The 18,213-nt window shown below is 58.2% G+C and carries 17 protein-coding genes; 13 read left to right on the top strand and 4 right to left on the bottom strand.

Annotated elements, in window-relative coordinates:
* Positions 1-35: 35 nt before the first annotated feature.
* The 4 genes from MF6394_RS21210 (at position 36) to MF6394_RS21195 (ending at position 4,587) form a co-directional block, all read left to right on the top strand.
* A complete protein-coding gene (locus tag MF6394_RS21210) occupies positions 36-1,391 on the top strand; it encodes a M16 family metallopeptidase (RefSeq protein ID WP_003195117.1) in 1,356 nt (451 codons plus the stop codon).
* On the top strand, positions 1,384-2,874 hold the full coding sequence (locus MF6394_RS21205; protein WP_032894697.1) for a M16 family metallopeptidase: 1,491 nt from the start codon (positions 1,384-1,386) through the stop codon (positions 2,872-2,874). Before MF6394_RS21210 ends, MF6394_RS21205 begins: the two co-directional genes overlap by 8 nt.
* A complete protein-coding gene (gene rsmD, locus MF6394_RS21200) occupies positions 2,874-3,479 on the top strand; it encodes a 16S rRNA (guanine(966)-N(2))-methyltransferase RsmD (RefSeq protein ID WP_044269606.1) in 606 nt (201 codons plus the stop codon). The genes MF6394_RS21205 and rsmD overlap by 1 nt, the downstream gene beginning before the upstream one ends.
* Before the next feature lie 112 nt (positions 3,480-3,591).
* On the top strand, positions 3,592-4,587 hold the full coding sequence (locus MF6394_RS21195; protein WP_044269608.1) for a hydrolase: 996 nt from the start codon (positions 3,592-3,594) through the stop codon (positions 4,585-4,587).
* 117 nt (positions 4,588-4,704) lie between these two features.
* Here the strand turns inward: MF6394_RS21195 and MF6394_RS21190 are convergent, their stop codons facing one another.
* Both MF6394_RS21190 and MF6394_RS21185 read right to left on the bottom strand, forming a co-directional pair.
* Positions 4,705-5,559, bottom strand: coding sequence for a sulfurtransferase (locus MF6394_RS21190; protein ID WP_078467471.1), 855 nt, complete (start codon positions 5,557-5,559; stop codon positions 4,705-4,707).
* 33 nt (positions 5,560-5,592) lie between these two features.
* Complete coding sequence (locus MF6394_RS21185; RefSeq protein ID WP_005792294.1) at positions 5,593-6,264, bottom strand: TetR/AcrR family transcriptional regulator; 672 nt, start codon at positions 6,262-6,264, stop codon at positions 5,593-5,595.
* Positions 6,265-6,409: 145 nt separating this feature from the next.
* On the opposite strand from MF6394_RS21185, the gene MF6394_RS21180 reads away from it, so the two are divergent.
* The 5 genes from MF6394_RS21180 to MF6394_RS21160 all read left to right on the top strand — a co-directional run bounded on the left by MF6394_RS21180 (position 6,410) and on the right by MF6394_RS21160 (position 11,093).
* Positions 6,410-7,837 (top strand): coniferyl aldehyde dehydrogenase, encoded by a 1,428-nt coding sequence (locus MF6394_RS21180; protein ID WP_044269614.1) that lies wholly within the window; start codon positions 6,410-6,412, stop codon positions 7,835-7,837.
* Between the two features lie 29 nt (positions 7,838-7,866).
* Positions 7,867-8,412, top strand: a complete 546-nt coding sequence (locus tag MF6394_RS21175) for a hypothetical protein (RefSeq protein ID WP_044269617.1) — start codon at positions 7,867-7,869, stop codon at positions 8,410-8,412.
* 148 nt (positions 8,413-8,560) lie between these two features.
* A complete protein-coding gene (locus tag MF6394_RS21170) occupies positions 8,561-10,156 on the top strand; it encodes a GMC family oxidoreductase (protein WP_044269618.1) in 1,596 nt (531 codons plus the stop codon).
* A gap of 103 nt (positions 10,157-10,259) precedes the next feature.
* A complete protein-coding gene (coaD, locus tag MF6394_RS21165) occupies positions 10,260-10,739 on the top strand; it encodes a pantetheine-phosphate adenylyltransferase (RefSeq protein ID WP_003195136.1) in 480 nt (159 codons plus the stop codon).
* A gap of 102 nt (positions 10,740-10,841) precedes the next feature.
* A complete protein-coding gene (locus tag MF6394_RS21160; protein ID WP_003195146.1) occupies positions 10,842-11,093 on the top strand; it encodes a YfhL family 4Fe-4S dicluster ferredoxin in 252 nt (83 codons plus the stop codon).
* Positions 11,094-11,225: 132 nt separating this feature from the next.
* Here MF6394_RS21160 and mutM read toward each other — a convergent pair whose 3' ends face one another.
* Together mutM and MF6394_RS21150 are read right to left on the bottom strand one after the other, a co-directional pair.
* On the bottom strand, positions 11,226-12,038 hold the full coding sequence (mutM, locus tag MF6394_RS21155; protein ID WP_044269621.1) for a bifunctional DNA-formamidopyrimidine glycosylase/DNA-(apurinic or apyrimidinic site) lyase: 813 nt from the start codon (positions 12,036-12,038) through the stop codon (positions 11,226-11,228).
* Positions 12,039-12,059: 21 nt separating this feature from the next.
* The gene (locus MF6394_RS21150) at positions 12,060-12,872 is read right to left on the bottom strand and encodes an HDOD domain-containing protein (protein WP_177345149.1); all 813 of its coding nucleotides are present in this window, start codon (positions 12,870-12,872) and stop codon (positions 12,060-12,062) included.
* A 298-nt stretch (positions 12,873-13,170) separates the two neighbouring features.
* On the opposite strand from MF6394_RS21150, the gene MF6394_RS21145 reads away from it, so the two are divergent.
* The 4 genes from MF6394_RS21145 (at position 13,171) to MF6394_RS21130 (ending at position 18,015) form a co-directional block, all read left to right on the top strand.
* The gene (locus tag MF6394_RS21145; protein ID WP_003195152.1) at positions 13,171-14,367 is read left to right on the top strand and encodes a class I SAM-dependent rRNA methyltransferase; all 1,197 of its coding nucleotides are present in this window, start codon (positions 13,171-13,173) and stop codon (positions 14,365-14,367) included.
* A gap of 399 nt (positions 14,368-14,766) precedes the next feature.
* Positions 14,767-15,843, top strand: coding sequence for a SagB family peptide dehydrogenase (locus tag MF6394_RS21140; RefSeq protein WP_003195155.1), 1,077 nt, complete (start codon positions 14,767-14,769; stop codon positions 15,841-15,843).
* A 5-nt stretch (positions 15,844-15,848) separates the two neighbouring features.
* Complete coding sequence (locus MF6394_RS21135; RefSeq protein ID WP_078467469.1) at positions 15,849-16,814, top strand: diiron oxygenase; 966 nt, start codon at positions 15,849-15,851, stop codon at positions 16,812-16,814.
* On the top strand, positions 16,807-18,015 hold the full coding sequence (locus tag MF6394_RS21130) for an MFS transporter (RefSeq protein WP_003195157.1): 1,209 nt from the start codon (positions 16,807-16,809) through the stop codon (positions 18,013-18,015). The genes MF6394_RS21135 and MF6394_RS21130 overlap by 8 nt, the downstream gene beginning before the upstream one ends.
* Positions 18,016-18,213 lie beyond the last annotated feature (198 nt).

The raw sequence follows: 18,213 nt of genomic DNA, 5'->3' as shown, positions 1-18,213 counted from the left end.
AGACCAAGCGGGCAGCCCAACAGGTTTAAAAACGAATGAATGCTCTAGCCCGCCGCGCCGCAGGCCTGCTGTTCAGCACAGTTTGTCTGCCTCTCTCAGCTTTGGCTGCCGATCCACAACCCACCCATGAATTCACCCTCGATAACGGCCTTAAAGTGGTCGTGCGCGAAGATCATCGCGCGCCAGTGGTGGTTTCCCAGGTCTGGTACAAGGTTGGCTCAAGCTACGAAACCCCGGGCCAGACCGGTTTGTCCCACGCCCTGGAACACATGATGTTCAAGGGCAGCGCCAAGGTTGGCCCCGGCGAAGCCTCGCTGATCCTGCGCGACCTGGGCGCCGAAGAAAATGCGTTCACCAGCGACGACTACACCGCGTATTACCAGGTATTGGCCCGTGACCGCCTGGGTGTGGCCTTTGAACTGGAAGCCGACCGCATGGCCAGCCTGCGCCTGCCGGCCGACGAGTTCAGCCGTGAAATCGAGGTCATCAAGGAAGAACGCCGCCTGCGCACCGACGATAACCCCATGTCCAAGGCGTTCGAGCGCTTCAAGGCCATGGCGTTCCCGGCCAGCGGCTACCACACGCCGACCATCGGCTGGATGGCCGACCTGGACCGCATGAAGGTCGAGGAACTGCGCCACTGGTACCAATCCTGGTACGTGCCGAACAACGCCACCCTGGTGGTGGTCGGCGACGTGACCCCGGACGAGGTGAAAAACCTTGCCCAACGTTACTTCGGCCCGATCCCCAAGCGTGACGTGCCACCGGCAAAAATCCCGATGGAACTGGCCGAGCCCGGCGAGCGCCTGCTGACCCTGCACGTGCAGACCCAACTACCGAGCGTGTTCCTGGGCTTCAACGTGCCCGGCCTGGCCACCGCTGAAGACAAACGTTCGGTGCAGGCCCTGCGCCTGATCTCGGCCCTGCTGGACGGCGGCTACAGTGCACGGATCTCCGAGCAGCTGGAACGCGGTGAGGAGCTGGTGTCCGCCGCATCCACCAACTACGACGCCTATACCCGTGGCGACAGCCTGTTCACCCTCTCGGCCACGCCGAACCAGCAGAAGAAGAAAACCGTCGCCCAGGCCGAAGCCGGCCTGTGGCGCCTGCTCGATGAGTTGAAGGCCAAGCCACCGACCGCCGAAGAACTGGAGCGCATCCGCGCCCAAGTGATTGCCGGCCTGGTGTACCAGCGTGACTCCATCACCAGCCAGGCCACGGCCATTGGCTCCCTGGAAACGGTCGGCCTGTCCTGGAAACTCATGGACACCGAGCTTGCCGACCTGCAAAGCGTGACCCCGGAAGACATCCAGAAGGCTGCACGCACCTATTTCACCCGCGAACGTCTGAGCGTCGCCCATGTTTTGCCTGAGGAGACCGCTCATGAGTGATCGCAAAAACAGCCGCCTGATCCTGCCCGGCCTGATCGCCGTCACCCTGATGGCGGCCAGCGCCGTTTACTTCTTGCGCCCCAGCGAGTCGGTCGCCAGCCAGGCCCTGGACAAGGCCCAAACGGCCAGCACCCTGCAATCCCTGGCGGAACTGGATGGCAAGGCGCCGACCAACCGTAAGCTCGACGTACAAACCTGGACCACCGCCGAAGGCGCCAAGGTGCTGTTCGTCGAAGCCCATGAATTGCCGATGTTCGACATGCGCCTGCTGTTCGCCGCCGGCAGCAGCCAGGATGGCGACGTGCCAGGCCTGGCGCTGATGACCAACGCCATGCTCAACGAAGGCGTGCCGGGCAAGGATGTCAGCCAGATCGCCAGCGGGTTCGAAGGCCTGGGGGCCGACTTTGGCAACGGCGCCTACCGCGACATGGCGCTGGTGACCCTGCGCAGCCTGAGCGACAGCGCCAAGCGTGACGCAGCCCTGTCACTGTTCAACCAGGTGATCGGCCAGCCGACGTTCCCGGCAGATTCCCTGGCACGTATCAAGAACCAGATCCTGGCCGGGTTTGAGTACCAGAAGCAGAACCCCGGCAAACTGGCGAGCATCGAGCTGTTCAAGCGTCTGTACGGCGACCACCCTTACGCGCACCCGAGCGAAGGCACCCCCGAGAGCGTGCCGAAGATTACCCTGGCGCAGTTGCAGGCGTTCCACGCCAAGGCCTATGCGGCGGGTAACGCGGTGATTGCGGTGGTGGGCGACCTGACCCGCGCCGAAGCCGAAGCCATGACGGCCAAGGTGTCCGCCTCGCTGCCCAAGGGCCCGGCCATGGCCAAGATCGCCCAGCCGACCGAACCCAAAGCCGGACTGAGCCGGATCGAGTTCCCATCCAAGCAGACCCACCTGCTGTTTGCGCAGTTGGGCATTGACCGTGCCGACCCGGACTACGCAGCCTTGTCCCTGGGTAACCAGATCCTTGGCGGCGGCGGCTTCGGCACCCGTTTGATGAGCGAAGTGCGGGAGAAACGCGGCCTGACCTACGGCGTGTACTCCGGCTTCTCACCGATGCAGGTGCGCGGCCCGTTCATGATCAACCTGCAGACCCGCGCCGAAATGAGCGGTGGCACCTTGCGCCTGGTGGAGGACGTACTGGCTGACTACCTCAAGACCGGCCCGACGCAAAAAGAACTGGATGACGCCAAGCGCGAGCTGGCCGGCAGCTTCCCGCTGTCCACCGCCAGCAATGCCGATATCGTCGGGCAGTTGGGCGCCATGGGTTTCTACAACCTGCCGCTGAGCTATCTGGAAGATTTCATGAAACAATCCCAGGCCCTGACCGTCGATCAGGTCAAGGCTGCAATGAACAAACACTTGAGCGCCGACAAGATGGTCATCGTGACCGCCGGCCCGACGATTGCGCAAAAGCCACTACCGCCCCCCACTGATAAACCTGCCGAGCAGCCGCTCGGGGTTCCGGAGCATTAATGGCCAGTTCATCTCGCCCGAAAAAACCTGTCCACAACGTGCATAACGGTGTGGGCCAACTGCGCATCATTGGCGGTGAATGGGGCAGCCGCAAGCTGAGCTTCCCCGACGTCGTGGGCCTGCGCCCGACGCCCGACCGCGTGCGCGAAACCCTGTTCAACTGGCTCGCGCCGTACATTGGCGGGGCCAAGGTGCTGGACCCGTTCGCTGGCAGCGGCGCGCTGTTCCTGGAGGCGCTGTCCCGTGGCGCGGCCCAGGGCCAGGCGCTGGACGCCAGCAATGTGGCGGTGTCCAGCCTCAAGGAGCACCTGGGCACGCTGCGTTGCACCACCGGCCAGGTGCAGACGGCCGACGCGCTGCGCTACCTGGAAACCCAGGCAGCCACTGAATACGACGTAGTGTTCCTCGACCCGCCGTTCAACCAGAACCTGCTGCCGGCCGTCTGCACCCTGCTGGAAGAACGCCAGTGGCTGGCAGCGGATGCCTGGATCTACACTGAGAGCGAGACCGCGCCCTCCACGCTCGGCCTGCCCAGTGGCTGGCGCCTGCACCGGGAGCAGAAGTCCGGGCGGGTGTATTACGCGTTGTGGCATCGCGCCCTGTAGGAGCGAGCTTGCTCGCGAAGGTCAAACAGGCGACACGGGCTGTCTGACAGCGCCGCGTTATCGTTAACGTTTTTCGCGAGCAAGCTCGCTCCTACACGGCAGCGGGTAATTCATGATTCCATCGACAGACCGCTTCAAACCCGCCTTCGGCCTCGGCAACCCCCACTTGCAGACACTGTGGGGGCCGCTGTGGCGGCCGACCACCCACATCGAACGCCAACGCGAGCGCTTGTGGCTGGACGACGGCGATTTTCTCGACCTCGACTGGCATGGCCCCCATGACGTGCAAGCGCCCTTGGTGCTGGTGTTGCATGGGCTGACCGGCTCGTCCAACTCGCCCTACGTGGCCGGCCTGCAAAAAGTCCTGGCCGCCCAAGGCTGGGCCAGCGCTGCGCTGAACTGGCGTGGTTGCTCGGGCGAACCCAACCTATTGGCTCGCAGCTATCACTCCGGCGCCAGCGAAGACCTGGCAGCCGCGATTGCTCATCTGCGCGCCAAGCGGCCATTGGCGCCCTTGTATGCCGTGGGTTATTCCCTGGGTGGCAATGTGTTGCTCAAGCATTTAGGGGAAACCGGCCAGGCCTCGGGCTTGCAGGGCGCCGCGGCGGTGTCGGTGCCGTTTCGCCTGGATCAATGCGCCGATCGCATCGGCCTGGGGTTCTCGCGGGTGTATCAGAAGCACTTCATGCGCGAGATGCTCGCGTATATCCGCGTCAAGCAACGCCAATTCCTGCAGGACGGTCGTGAGGATGGGCTCAAAACCCTGGAGGCCCTTGGCTCCTTGGAAAAGATGCGCACGTTCTGGGACTTCGACGGGCGGGTAACCGCGCCGCTGCACGGTTTTATCAGTGCTGAAGACTACTATCGCCGCGCCTCGAGCCGTTATTACCTGGGCGATATCCGTACGCCCACGTTGATTATCCAGGCGGCCGATGACCCGTTTGTATTTGCGCACAGCTTGCCTGACGCCAGTGAGCTGTCGGACTGCACCGAGTTCGAGTTGCTGGCCAAGGGCGGGCATGTGGGGTTTGTGGAGGGTTCGCTGAAGCGTCCTGGTTACTACCTGGAACGCCGGATCCCTGACTGGTTACTGACACAACGCGGTTAAACATGTGGGAGCGGGCTTGCTCGCGAAGGCGGTGTATCAGTCACACCTGTATCGACTGACACTCTGCATTCGCGAGCAAGCCCGCTCCCACATTTGATTGGGTTTGCAGATCGAGCCTTAGTCGCCCGTTGCTATTTCCCGGGCTGGGTCAGTAATCCACTCACTCCACGACCCCGCATACAACTTGCCCAGCGGGTACCCCGCCAGGCTCAACGCAAACAGGTTATGGCACGCCGTCACCCCAGACCCGCAATACGCCACCAATTCCTGCGCCGGGCGCCCTTGCAACTGCGCGGCAAAGCGCTGCTTGAGCTGCTCGGCCGGCAGGAAGCGGCCGTCGCTGCCCAGGTTTTCACTGAACGCCGCGCACTGCGCGCCGGGGATATGCCCGGCAATTGGGTCGATGGGCTCTACGTCACCACGAAAACGCGGCTGGGCGCGGGCGTCGATCAAGGTCAGGCCGGGTTGGCCCAGGCGTTTTTGCAGGTGTTCGGCATCCAGCAATAGCCGAGAATCCGGCGTACCGGCGAAGGTGCCCGGCTCAACCACAGGCGCGTCCAGACTCAGGGGGAAACCCGCGGCATGCCAGGCCTTGAGGCCACCATCGAGAATAAACACGCCATCACGCTTGCCCAGCCAGGCCAGCAGCCACCAGGCACGGGCGGCGTAGGCTCCGGGGCCGTCGTCATACAGCACCACATCGGTGTCGGCACTGATACCCCAGGCCCGCAGTTGCCTGGCGAACGTGTCCGCCGCCGGCAAAGGATGACGACCGGTCACGCCCTTGGTCACCGGGCCGCTCAGGTGGCGCTCAAGGTCGGCGTATTGCGCGCCCTCGATATGCCCTTCGGCGTAACTGCACAAGCCGTAGTCCGGGTCTTCCAGGGCAAAGCGGCAATCCAGGATCACCCACCCGCTCGACTGTTGGCGCTCGGCCAATTGCTGGGGGCTGATCAGTTGGGCAAGCGGCATGACTGACTCCTGTGAATACAAAGGGGAAAGGTCTTACTTCACTTCTTCCAGTGCCTGATTCAACGGCACGTAAAACTCTTTGAACAAGGCGTCCACCGCCTCTTTGGCCTGCGGCGTGACAAACCCCGCCTCCAGCACCAGCACCTGATAGACCCCGCGCTTGATCGCCTCGGCGCTCAGGTGGGTGGATTTTTCATTGGTGGTGCACAAAAAGCGCACCCAGGAGGTGAGGATAATCCAGGCATTAAGGGTCAGGGCTTCGGTTTGCACCGGGTCCATATTGAGAATGCCGGCGTCTACAAAGCCTTGGTAGATGGCGCCGCCCTGGATCAGGCAACGCTGGGAAAAACGCCGGTAGCCGGTCGCCAGTTCCGGGTCGCTCTCCAACAGGTGTTCGAGGTCGCGGTGCAGGAAGCGATAACGCCACATGCCGGCCAATACGGCTTGCAGGTAAAAGCGCTTGTCCTCCACCACCATCGTGCGTCCCTGGGGCGGACGCAGGAAACTGTCTACCAACGCTTCATATTCGCGGAACAGCACGGCGATGATCGCCTGCTTGTTAGGGAAGTGGTAGTACAGGTTGCCCGGAGAAATTTCCATGTGGGCGGCAATGTGGTTGGTACTGACACTGCGCTCGCCCTGCTGGTTAAAAAGCTCCAGGCTGGTTTGCACAATGCGCTCGCTGGTCTTTACTCGTGGTGCCATAGGGGATCAGCTTCTATACACGGGATGGGGCATCTTACGGCCTAACCCGGCCAGGATAAATCTGGATGTTACTGCAATGTTATTTGACAATTTAGAGCAATGACTCTAAAAATCCAGGCAGACCAATAACAAACGGTGCCGCGCTATGTCTGCCAACGTTGCCTACCTGCAAGATTCCCAGGCGCTGGATCAACTCCAGGACCTGTTCGACGCCCAACGCCGCGCGTATGCCGCCAACCCGATGCCGCCGGCCGGGCAGCGCCAGCAATGGCTCAAGGCCCTGAGAGATCTGCTGAGCGACGAACGCCAGGCGCTGATCGATGCGATCAGCGAGGATTTTAGCCATCGCAGCGCCGACGAAACCCTGTTTGCCGAATTGATGCCCAGCCTGCATGGCATTCACTACGCGAGCAAACACCTCAAGGGCTGGATGAAACCTTCCCGCCGCGCTGTAGGCATTGCCTTCCAGCCCGCCTCAGCCAAAGTCATTTACCAGCCACTGGGCGTCGTCGGCGTCATCGTGCCGTGGAACTACCCGCTGTACCTGGCCATCGGCCCGTTGGTGGGGGCGTTGGCTGCCGGTAACCGGGTGATGCTCAAGCTCAGTGAGTCTACGCCGGCTACCGGTGAGCTGCTCAAGGCGTTGCTGGCCAAGATCTTCCCTGAGGACCTGGTGTGCGTCGTGCTGGGCGAAGCTGACGTGGGCATGGCGTTTTCCAAGTTGCGCTTCGATCACCTGCTGTTCACTGGCGCTACCAGCATAGGCAAGCACGTGATGCGTGCGGCGGCCGAAAACCTCACGCCGGTGACTCTGGAGCTGGGCGGCAAATCGCCGGCGATCGTTTCGGCCGATGTGCCGCTCAAGGACGCCGCCGAACGCATCGCCTTCGGCAAAGCCTTGAACGCCGGGCAAACCTGCGTGGCACCGGATTATGTGCTGGTACCGGAAGATCGCGTAGAGGGCTTTGTCGAGGCGTATTCCAAGGCCGTTCGTGGGTTTTACCCGACGCTGGCCGACAACCCGGACTACACCGCCATCATCAACGAACGCCAACTGGCTCGGCTCAATGCCTATGCCAAGGACGCCACCGACAAAGGTGCCACTTTGATCCCGCTGTACGAGCAAGGCCAGGCGCGGCGAATGGTCCACAGCCTGCTGTTGAATGTCAGCGACGACATGACCGTGATGCAGGACGAAATCTTCGGCCCGCTCCTGCCCATCGTGCCGTATCGCGGCCTTGACCAAGCCTTTGCCTACATCAACCAGCGCCCTCGCCCACTGGCCTTGTATTACTTCGGCTACAACAAAGGCGAACAAGCCCGGGTGCTCCACGAAACCCATTCCGGTGGTGTATGCCTGAACGACACCTTGCTGCACGTCGCCCAGGACGATATGCCGTTCGGTGGCATCGGCCCGTCGGGCATGGGCCATTACCACGGTCACGAAGGTTTCCTGACGTTCAGCAAGGCCAAGGGTGTGCTGGTCAAACAGCGCCTGAACGCGGCGAAGTTGATCTACCCGCCCTATGGCAAGTCGATCCAGAAGCTGATCCAGAAGCTGTTTATCCGCTGATAACCGCCACCTTCGGGACAATAAAAACAATGAACCCCAGCCTGACTGATTCACCCGCGCTGTCACGGCGCGGCGTCTTGAAAATCGGCCTGTGTGCCAGCGCCTTCCTCGCCACCGCCGGGCTGGGCGCCAGCCTCAGCGGTTGCTCCAGCAGTACGCCGGCCAGCGGCTTTGCGATGTTGCGCACCAGCGACTTGCCGTTCTTACGGGCGGTGATCCCGGTGTTGCTGGAAGGCGCGGCCAGCGCCGAGCAAGTGTTTGCCGGCATTGAGGACACCCTGAAAAAGCTCGATTACAGCCTGCAGCACTTGTCGCCCGAGATGTTCAAACTCACTCAGCAATTATTCGACGTGCTGGCAATGGGCATCACCCGCGGCCCGCTGACCGGTATCTGGGGCAGTTGGGAAAATGCCAGCAGTGAGCAGATCCGCAATTTCCTGCACCGCTGGGAAAACAGCTACCTGAACCTGTTGCGCATGGGCCAGGGCTCACTGCTCAAGCTGGTGATCATGGCCTGGTACTTCCGGCCCGAGTCCTGGGCCCATTGCGGCTACCCCGGCCCGCCGAAGATCTAGCGTTGAAACTTCAATGAACAATGTGGGAGCGGGCTTGCTCGCGAATGCGGTGTCTGAGCAACGCATGTATCGACTGACACTGCGCATTCGCGAGCAAGCCCGCTCCCACATAGGCCGCAACTTCGTACAAAAATAAGAGTGCCCTGCTATGCCCGTACCCGATCTGTTCCGCGACGGCCTGGCCCGTGGCTGGAAAACCCACAATGGCGCCGCCCTGGATAACGACCTCACCCTGGAAGCGGATGTCGCCATCATCGGCAGCGGCGCCGGGGGCGGTACCACCGCCGAAATCCTCAGCGCCGCCGGCTACAAAGTGTTGCTGATCGAAGAAGGCCCGCTCAAGACCAGCAGCGACTTCAAGCTGCTGGAAGACGAAGCCTACGCCAGCCTTTACCAGGAAGGCATCGGGCGGATGAGCAAGGACGGCGCTATCACCATCCTGCAGGGCCGGGCCGTGGGCGGTACTACGTTGATCAACTGGACCTCCAGCTTTCGCACCCCCGATGCCACCCTCTCGCATTGGGCCAGCGAATATGCGGTCAAAGGCCATAGCAGCGCCGAAATGGCGCCCTGGTTCGAAAAAATGGAACAGCGCCTGGGCATCGCGCCGTGGGCGCTGCCGCCGAATGCCAATAACGATGTGATCCGCAAAGGCTGCGAAAAGCTCGGCTATAGCTGGCATGTGATCCCGCGCAATGTGCGCGGCTGCTTCAACCTGGGGTACTGCGGCATGGGCTGCCCGGTCAACGCCAAGCAGTCAATGCTGGTGACGACTATCCCGTCCACCCTGGAAAAGGGCGGCGAACTGCTTTACCTGGCTCGCGCCGAACGGCTCATCTACAGCGGCGACACCATCAGCAGCCTCGAATGCGTGGCCATGGACGAGCGCTGCGTAGCGCCCACCGGGCGCAAGATCAGCGTGAAAGCCAAGCACTATGTGCTGGCGGGCGGCGGCATCAACAGCCCAGCCCTGCTGATGCGCTCGGACGCACCCGACCCGCACTCGCGGTTGGGCAAGCGCACCTTCCTGCACCTGGTCAATTTCTCCGCCGGGCTGTTCGACGAGGTGATCAACCCCTTCTACGGCGCGCCGCAATCCATCTACTCCGACCATTTCCAATGGCAGGACGGCACTACCGGCAAAATGTCCTACAAACTGGAAGCACCACCCTTGCACCCAGGCCTGGCAAGCACCCTGTTCGGTGGCTACGGCAACCAGAACGCCTTGGACATGAACCAATTACCCCATACCCACGCCATGCTCGCCCTGCTGCGCGACGGTTTTCACCCCGACAGCCCAGGCGGAACCGTGGAGTTACGCGGTGACGGCACGCCAGTGCTCGACTATCAGGTCTCGCCCTACGCCTGGGACGGCCTGCGCCGGGCCTTCCACAGCATGGCCGAGATTCAGTTCGCGGCGGGGGCCAAATCGGTCAAGCCCTTGCATCACGACGCGCGCTTTGTGAACAACCTGGCCGAAGCGCGCAGCGTGATCGACGGTCTGAACCTGGAACTGCATCGCACCACCCTGGGCAGTGCCCACGTGATGGGCGGTTGTGCCATGGGTGAAGATCCAAAAAATGCCGTGGCCGATAGCCTGGGTCGCCACCATCAGTTGCGCAATCTGTCGATCCACGACGGCTCGCTGTTCCCCACCAGCATTGGCGCCAACCCGCAATTGTCGGTGTACGGATTGACCGCGCAACTGGCGAGCGCATTGGCCGAACGTCTGAAAACGGCATGAAAAGACAGGGTATTCACGGTATCTATCTACATAAGTCGACTTGGCCCACCGGTAATGCTGCGATACCATCCGGTTCCCCAACGGACTCCGCCAGGACGACGCGATGAACCGAGTGTTGTACCCAGGTACCTTCGACCCGATTACCAAAGGCCATGGCGATCTGGTCGAACGCGCCTCTCGCCTGTTCGACCATGTGATCATCGCGGTCGCGGCCAGCCCCAAGAAAAACCCGCTGTTTCCCCTGGAACAACGTGTGGAGCTGGCGCAAGAGGTCACCAAGCACCTGCCAAATGTGGAAGTAGTGGGCTTTTCGACATTGCTGGCGCATTTTGCCAAGGAGCAGAACGCCAATGTGTTCCTGCGTGGCCTGCGCGCGGTGTCGGACTTCGAATACGAATTCCAGCTGGCCAACATGAACCGCCAATTGGCGCCGGACGTCGAAAGTCTGTTCCTTACGCCGTCGGAGCGTTATTCGTTCATTTCCTCGACGTTGGTTCGTGAAATCGCCGCTTTGGGCGGAGATATCACCAAGTTCGTCCACCCAGCCGTGGCCGATGCGCTGACGCTACGCTTCAAGAAGTAAGGCTGCTCGGTCGGTGCCTGCTCGCACTGCGGGCGCCAATGCGGCACAATTGCGCGCATTAGTTTTCAGATGCCTTGGCAGAGTGCCCTGGCAGGAGTTTCCATGTCCCTGATCATCACCGACGATTGCATCAACTGCGACGTCTGCGAACCCGAGTGCCCGAACGCCGCCATTTCCCAGGGCGAAGAGATCTATGTGATCGACCCTAACCTGTGCACCCAGTGCGTCGGCCACTACGACGAACCGCAGTGCCAGCAGGTATGCCCGGTGGATTGCATTCCGCTGGATGAGGCACACCCTGAGACTGAAGAGCAGTTGATGGAGAAGTACCGCAAGATTACCGGTAAGGCCTAAGCCTCTTCATTGCCCGTAAAGGCCTCTTCGCGAGCAAGCCCGCTCCCACATTGACCGAGTTTCTTCAGGTTAAATGCAGTCAAATGTGGGAGCGGGCTTGCTCGCGAAGGCTGCATCAGCCCTCCGCACCATTCAGCTCTGACACTTGGGGCAAAACACACTCGCCCGCTGCCCCAGCACCACATTGCGCAGCTCAGTACCGCAGACCTTGCACGCCTCGCCGCCCCGGCCATACACGAACAGTTCCTGCTGGAAATACCCCGGCTGCCCATCGCCACCGATAAAGTCCCGCAACGTGGTACCGCCCCGCTCAATGGCAGCGGCCAGCACCCGCTTGATCTCAATCGCCAGCTTCAAATAACGCCCGCGTGAAATCCCCCCGGCGGCGCGGCGCGGGTCAATCCCCGCCGCAAACAGCGCCTCTGTCGCATAGATATTGCCCACGCCCACCACCACCGCGTTGTCCATGATGAACGGCTTCACCGCCATCGACTTGCCGCGAGACAGCTGGAACAAGCGCTCGCCATCAAACAGGTCGGTCAACGGCTCTGGCCCCAGCCGCATCAGCAACTCATGGTTGTGCGGGTCGAGGCTCCAGAGCATCGCGCCGAAACGCCGCGGGTCGGTGTAGCGCAGGGCCATACCCGATTCCAGCTCAATATCCACATGTTCATGCTTGGCCGCCGGCATGCCGACTTCCACCAGGCGCAAGTTGCCCGACATGCCCAGGTGGCTGATCAAGGTGCCCACTTCGGCATTGATCAACAGGTATTTGGCCCGGCGCTCCACCAGCACGATGCGCTGCCCCGACAGGCGCACATCCAGGTCTTCCGGAATCGGCCAGCGCAGGCGCCGCTCACGCACTACCACGCGGCTGACGCGCTGGCCTTCCAGGTGCGGGGCGATCCCGCGGCGGGTGGTTTCGACTTCTGGTAACTCGGGCATGTGTACCTCTTGAATAACGGGTCAGTGCGCGCCCAGTTCGCGGATCGACAACTTCAGGCTCTCGAAGTCGTAGTCCGACAGGCCCACGTAATCCAGCACCAGATGGCCGATGGCATTCCACTCATGGTCCACCGCCTGGTTACCCAGTACGCGATAGGACGAACAGATATGCTCGGCCATCTTCAAAATGGCCAGCAGGTTCTTGAGCTGCGGGTTGCGCGACGTCTCATCGCTGAAAATCGCCAGAGCGTTGTGGTGATTGGCGATGGCGTCGGTCACATGCTCCGGCAGGCGCCAGGACTTGGCGGTGTAGTAGCCAACCACCGCATGGTTGGTGTGGAACGCTTTGTTTTCGGTGTCGACCACGCGGCAATCCGGGCCGGCATTGGCGTAGGCTTCTTCCAGTACCGCCATGTAATTGGGGAAGCGCTTGAGCATCAGCGGCACGCCACAATCATGGAACAGGCCCAAGGCATAGGCTTCGTCCACGGCCTGGGAGCCAGTGCGCTTGGCCAGGCTGAGGCAGGTCATGGCCACATCCTGGGCGGTGTCCCAGAAGCGGTTGAGGGTGACGATGGTGTCGTCGCACATCTCGCTCTTGATCGACTGCGCGTTGATCAGATTGATGATCGAACGGCTGCCCAGCAGGTTCACCGCACGCTGGATCGAAGCGATCTTGTTGCTCAGGCCGTAATACGGCGAATTGACGATCTTGAGCAGCGCGCCGGACAAGCCCGGGTCCTGGGAGATCAGCCGCGCAATCACTTCCAGGTCCGGGTCGGGCATGTACTGCTCCATCTGCAAATCCACCATGATTTGCGGTTGAGGCGGCACGCTGATGCCTTGCAGGGCCTGTTGGATCTGCTCGGGGGAAAGCTCTTGGGACATAAGTACACACTCTGGGCTAGGCGCGAATTCTACCCCTTATGCCGACATGGCCGACACCCAAAAACCCAACTGTGAAATCGGATCAAATGTGGGAGCGGGCTTGCTCGCGAATACGGTGGACCAGCCAATACATTCGGCGACTGGCACCCCGCTTTCGCGAGCAAGCCCGCTCCCACATGTCCGGCGGTGCCGCCAAGTAATACACAACACGCTATACTCCCGCTCTTTTTTCCGGAGCGACGTCATGTCCCTGCCAAGCCTGCGTCTCAAAGCCAACGCCGATCGTCGTTTGCGCAACGGCCACCTGTGGGTCTACAGCAACGAAATCGACGTGGCCGCCACCCCACTCCACGGCTTCCAGGCAGGCGACCAGGCTATCCTGGAAGCAGCCGGCGGCAAGACCCTGGGCATCGTGGCCATGAGCCCGAACAACCTGATCTGCGCCCGCCTGCTGTCGCGCGACATCAAGTTGCCACTGGACAAGTCGCTGCTGGTACACCGCCTCAACGTGGCCCTGTCCCTGCGTGACCGCCTGTTCGACAAGCCGTTCTACCGCCTGGTCTACGGTGATTCCGACCTGTTGCCGGGCCTGGTGGTCGACCGCTTCGGCGACATTCTGGTGGTACAGATCGCCTCGGCGACCATGGAAGCCCATAAAGAAGATGTGATCGCCGCGCTGACCCAAGTGCTCAAGCCCAGCGGCATCCTGTTCAAGAACGACTCCGCCGCACGCGACGCCGAAGGCCTCAACCGCTACGTCGAAACCGTATTCGGCCTGGTGCCGGAGTGGGTGGCGCTGGAAGAAAACGGCGTGAAATTCGAAGCCCCGGTGATCCAGGGCCAGAAAACCGGCTGGTTCTACGACCACCGCATGAACCGCGCCCGCCTGGCCCCGTATGCCAAGGGCAAGCGCGTACTGGACCTGTACAGCTACATCGGCGGCTGGGGCGTGCAAGCGGCGGCCTTTGGCGCCAGTGAAGTGTTCTGCGTCGACGCCTCCGCCTTCGCCCTCGACGGCGTAGAACGCAACGCCGCACTGAACGGCTTTGCCGAGAAGATGACCTGCATCGAAGGCGACGTGTTCGAAGCCTTGAAGGAACTGAAAGCCAGCGAAGAACGCTTCGACGTGATCGTCGCCGACCCACCGGCCTTCATCAAACGCAAAAAAGACATGAAAAACGGCGAAGGCGCCTACCGCCGCCTCAACGAGCAAGCCATGCGCCTGCTCAGCAAGGACGGCATCCTCGTCAGCGCCTCGTGTTCCATGCACCTGCCGGAAGATGACCTGCAAAACATCCTGCTGACCAGCGCCCGCCACCTGGACCGCAACATCCAGATGCTCGAACGCGGCGGCCAAGGCCCGGACCACCCGGTGCACCCGGCGATTGCCGAGACGCGGTATATCAAGAGCATTACGTGCCGGTTGTTGCCTAATAGCTGATTAACATCTGAATGGGGGATCCAAAATGGATCTCCCATGATTTCATTACATCTAAGCCATTCCGCCCGACCGTATTTTACCGACTGCCTATTAAGCATAGAATAACTACCCCACGCCACTTCGTAGTACCAATCCGACAAAAAAACTCGAACATTCCTACGCGTTTTTTTCTTGAAATTTCATCATTAAATCCTATTATTCAATTGTCACCGATGACGGCGACACTTTAATTAAATATAAAGTTGAAAATAAGGAGATCCAAAATGAAAAATATCAAACTGGAAACTTCCCACATCGCCAACTTGGCTTTCTTGGTAGCACTGAAAGCCCGCTAAGCAACTAAAACGCTGGGGAGTGCCGGCTACCCAGCGTTTTTCCGCTCCGCACGGAGGCAGTGCAATGCAGATAAACCCTTATATATTTATACTCCCAAAAACACCTACAGCGATAGTTTGGAACTATAAAAATCACAAACAATACGAGCTCAATCTAGAATACTCAGTACGACTCACCAAACTGATAAACGATCCAAAAATCTTCGACAATTCAAACCCAATAGACACTCAGCTATTAGAAGCCGAAATTTTGACAGACACACCTTCTCCGCCAATTAATTGGGGCTGGGATGAGTTATCAAAAATTTTCCATATTGGCACCAAAAACATACCTTGCGATCAAATGCCCGAAAACGCAGACGAATGGGCGAGCATCTACCTAGACCATTGTACAAAAACATTATCAACACCTCCCCCTCCAGACCGAATACACAAACACAAAGCTGACACTCCATTAATTCGCTTGCCAGCACCTATCAACCTGTCAGAGAACTCACTTCAAAGTGCATTGCTCACCCGAAAAACCTGCCGTTCATTCACAGGCGAATCCGTTGCCCTGCAAACCATAAGTACAATTCTTTACTTGTGCTTAGGACACTTAAACGAAAGAGCAAACAATGTTGATGAAAGTATTGCGAAAGGACTCGAAGCCCGAAGGAGCAGCCCTTCCGGTGGGGGATTAAACGCGTGTGAAGGTTTCCTTTACGCTAAAAATATAGATGGGTTGAAGCCCGGCATTTACGCTTATAACGCATCCGAGCACACTCTAAGTACCGTCAATACGCAACTGAAAACGGCATTGGGGCAAGTGCTTTCAGGACAGCACTTCATTAACGAACTCCCGGCAGGTCTCTTCATCACTTGTCGATTTGACAAACTCTGGTGGAAATACGAGCACTCACGAGCTTATCGAATGGCTTATGTCGAAGCGGGTCATATTTCACAAACCTACCAACTGGTCGCGACAGCGATGGGACTGAGCACTTGGTTAACGGGCGCACTTACAGACAATCAGGTTGAATCCTTATTAGGATTTGAAGAAAACAATCCTGAACAAGTCTTATTTTTTGTCGGGTGCGGTAAAAGCGACGGACAAGTGATATGCAGGGAACTAAAATCGCTGCTAAACAACCGAGGGTAGGAATTATGGTTGAGCCGCTCATCGACTCTAATCTGTGGAAAGCCAGCTTCACTCTTGGAGACTGGAACACCCGCGCATCAGTAAGAACCAGTGATTACCAATACAAGTTACCTCCAGATTTAGAGAAACAGCTGGAGTCAAGAGATTGGTTTCCTCCCGCCCTACTTCCCTATCTTAAACATCCGGAAGTCAAATTAGCCGACAAAGCCATCACTAAGCGTCTCTGCGCCAATCACTTAGTAAACGTCCTAAACTACACAACACTACTTGAACACCAGATCGTTAATCGCTCCGTAGAACTAATAATTCATGACGAGCTTGAATTTACGATACCTTCTCGTATGAAAACAGCGGCACTGCAGCTTTACACTGACGAAGGTTATCACGCGCTATTCTCCTATCAGCTTGCCGAACAAGTCAGTAAATTTTATGATATGGCAACTCAATCAACTATCCACAGACGAATAACAAAACTCAATCAGCTAATCCATACCACCCCGAATAAGCAGAAGTCGATCACGTGGCTTCTAATTGGTTTCGTATCGGAAACCATCATTGCAAAAGATCTACGTGATGTTTATCAAAAAAACTTGGTCTGCTGCGTTCAGGAGATGCTCAAAGATCACCTCGCTGACGAGGCCCGACACAGTCGATATTTTAGCGAAGTCTTTCATTATTTGTGGATTCAGATGAGTGACGAGCAACGAATTTTATCTGCCAAACAGCTCTTAGATATTATCCTTATTTTCTTTGAGACGGATAAAAAATGGCTCGAATTGAGTTTACGAAGCGTGCAATTAAGTGAGACCACCGTCGATCAAGTCGTGACCATGATGGCTGACCCGCACGCTCATATTCTTCGCGCTCGCGAAGGTGCCAGCACCACATTTCAAGCATTGAAAAAAGCAGGTTTTTTTAAACGAACTGATATTCGCCAGCTGTTCTCAAATGTGGGGCTTATAGATGAATAAGACACGTACCGCTAACGGTAACAAAAAAAGACAAAGGTCGGCGATCGTGCTATTAATGACCATGGTGTTACTTGGTGTTTTCCCTCTAGATGTCTTACTCCCTTCTTTCCCCGCACTGGCTGAACACTTTCAAAATAAACCTTCGGATATTGCGTTCTCTATTAGCCTTTTTGCTATCGGTATCTCCCTATCACAACTTTTAATCGGACCACTCTCAGATATCGTAGGGCGCAAGGGGTTGTTGATTAGCGGGATGGTTGTATCCATTGCAGGTGCCACCGGTTGCGTATTCTCTACCGAATATATGTGGTTTCTGATATTTAGAATGGTCCAAGCCATCGGTTGCGGCTGCTTCGTGCTGTCACAGGCGTTGGTTCAGGATATGTTTGAAGGTAAAGAAAGGGACCAGTTGAGAATTCTGATGATCACGGCGAGTGGCATTTTTATTTCAATATCTCCGCTACTTGGTAGTGTACTGCAACAGCTTTTTGACTGGCCTGGCAGCTTTTTTCTTTTTATCGTATTGGCCCTTGGCGTTTTGTCAATCGCGTATTTTTTACTAGACAATCATCATGTAAACTCTCATCCAAAAGAAGATATTTTCTGCGCTTATCAACGGGTACTCAGCAACCGCAGTTTCGTCGGTTACTGGTTAATTGCAGCAATTGCTTTCGCCTGCCACTTTTCATTCATCGTCATATCACCGCTCATCTTCATGGATCAGTTGCAGCTATCCACTTATGAATTCTCACTAGCCTTGCTACTTTACGGCGCGGCGTATATTGCTGGCGGCATCGTAGCTCGCATACTCGCTAATAGGCTGGCGCCCAAGGTTCAAATCGTGCTCGGTTTGGCCCTGATTTTTTGTTCTGGGCTATTGATGCTCTTTTTTTCAAGCACTTTTGAGCTTTCAACGATGACAGTATTAATCCCAATGATCGTCTGCACCACCGGAACTACCATTTGTCGGCCCATCGCTACCTCTAAAGCTATGGACGTGTTTCCGGAAAATGCAGGCACCGCGGCGTCGGCTGGGAACACTTTAATTTTTATACTGGGTGGATTGATTAGCGCATTGATCAACATGAGTACAGATAACCCGCAGATGACCCTGGCATTAGCTTTTTTGCTGCTGAGTACAGCGGCCCTCGTGTTGAATTCGTTGATTTCACGTCGCCTGGAATTGCTGAACGTCGGCTGAACCCGCCAATACACATACGCCCATTCCCTCCAGCCGCCAGCGGTGTAGAATCGGCCCTATTCATCGCCAGTCATCCCCCGGCGGGTTTATGAGCTCGAGGCCCAAGCAAGCGGCGATCCCGCGATGCGAGTGGCAACTACCGGACACACGGTCATTTTCTGAGTGTTCCAGTCGTCAATTAGAAGCTCACTCCCCTTT

It is taken from the genome of Pseudomonas sp. MF6394 (genome assembly GCF_002018845.1).
GTDB lineage: Bacteria > Pseudomonadota > Gammaproteobacteria > Pseudomonadales > Pseudomonadaceae > Aquipseudomonas > Aquipseudomonas lactis.
The sequence above is the reverse complement of the archived record's forward strand: the minus strand, read 5'-3'. Positions and strand labels throughout refer to the sequence as shown.

Bases quoted from the DNA above. Each gene is read 5' to 3' on its own strand.
- MF6394_RS21175 (WP_044269617.1), top strand. From the start codon at position 7,867: ATGAACCCCAGCCTGACTGATTCACCCGCGCTGTCACGGCGCGGCGTC.
- MF6394_RS21195 (WP_044269608.1), top strand. From the start codon at position 3,592: ATGATTCCATCGACAGACCGCTTCAAACCCGCCTTCGGCCTCGGCAAC.
- mutM (WP_044269621.1), bottom strand. From the start codon at position 12,038: ATGCCCGAGTTACCAGAAGTCGAAACCACCCGCCGCGGGATCGCCCCG.
- MF6394_RS21205 (WP_032894697.1), top strand. From the start codon at position 1,384: ATGAGTGATCGCAAAAACAGCCGCCTGATCCTGCCCGGCCTGATCGCC.
- MF6394_RS21160 (WP_003195146.1), top strand. From the start codon at position 10,842: ATGTCCCTGATCATCACCGACGATTGCATCAACTGCGACGTCTGCGAA.
- MF6394_RS21140 (WP_003195155.1), top strand. From the start codon at position 14,767: ATGCAGATAAACCCTTATATATTTATACTCCCAAAAACACCTACAGCG.
- MF6394_RS21135 (WP_078467469.1), top strand. From the start codon at position 15,849: ATGGTTGAGCCGCTCATCGACTCTAATCTGTGGAAAGCCAGCTTCACT.
- MF6394_RS21145 (WP_003195152.1), top strand. From the start codon at position 13,171: ATGTCCCTGCCAAGCCTGCGTCTCAAAGCCAACGCCGATCGTCGTTTG.
- MF6394_RS21170 (WP_044269618.1), top strand. From the start codon at position 8,561: ATGCCCGTACCCGATCTGTTCCGCGACGGCCTGGCCCGTGGCTGGAAA.
- MF6394_RS21185 (WP_005792294.1), bottom strand. From the start codon at position 6,264: ATGGCACCACGAGTAAAGACCAGCGAGCGCATTGTGCAAACCAGCCTG.
- MF6394_RS21210 (WP_003195117.1), top strand. From the start codon at position 36: ATGAATGCTCTAGCCCGCCGCGCCGCAGGCCTGCTGTTCAGCACAGTT.
- MF6394_RS21180 (WP_044269614.1), top strand. From the start codon at position 6,410: ATGTCTGCCAACGTTGCCTACCTGCAAGATTCCCAGGCGCTGGATCAA.
- coaD (WP_003195136.1), top strand. From the start codon at position 10,260: ATGAACCGAGTGTTGTACCCAGGTACCTTCGACCCGATTACCAAAGGC.
- MF6394_RS21190 (WP_078467471.1), bottom strand. From the start codon at position 5,559: ATGCCGCTTGCCCAACTGATCAGCCCCCAGCAATTGGCCGAGCGCCAA.
- MF6394_RS21130 (WP_003195157.1), top strand. From the start codon at position 16,807: ATGAATAAGACACGTACCGCTAACGGTAACAAAAAAAGACAAAGGTCG.
- rsmD (WP_044269606.1), top strand. From the start codon at position 2,874: ATGGCCAGTTCATCTCGCCCGAAAAAACCTGTCCACAACGTGCATAAC.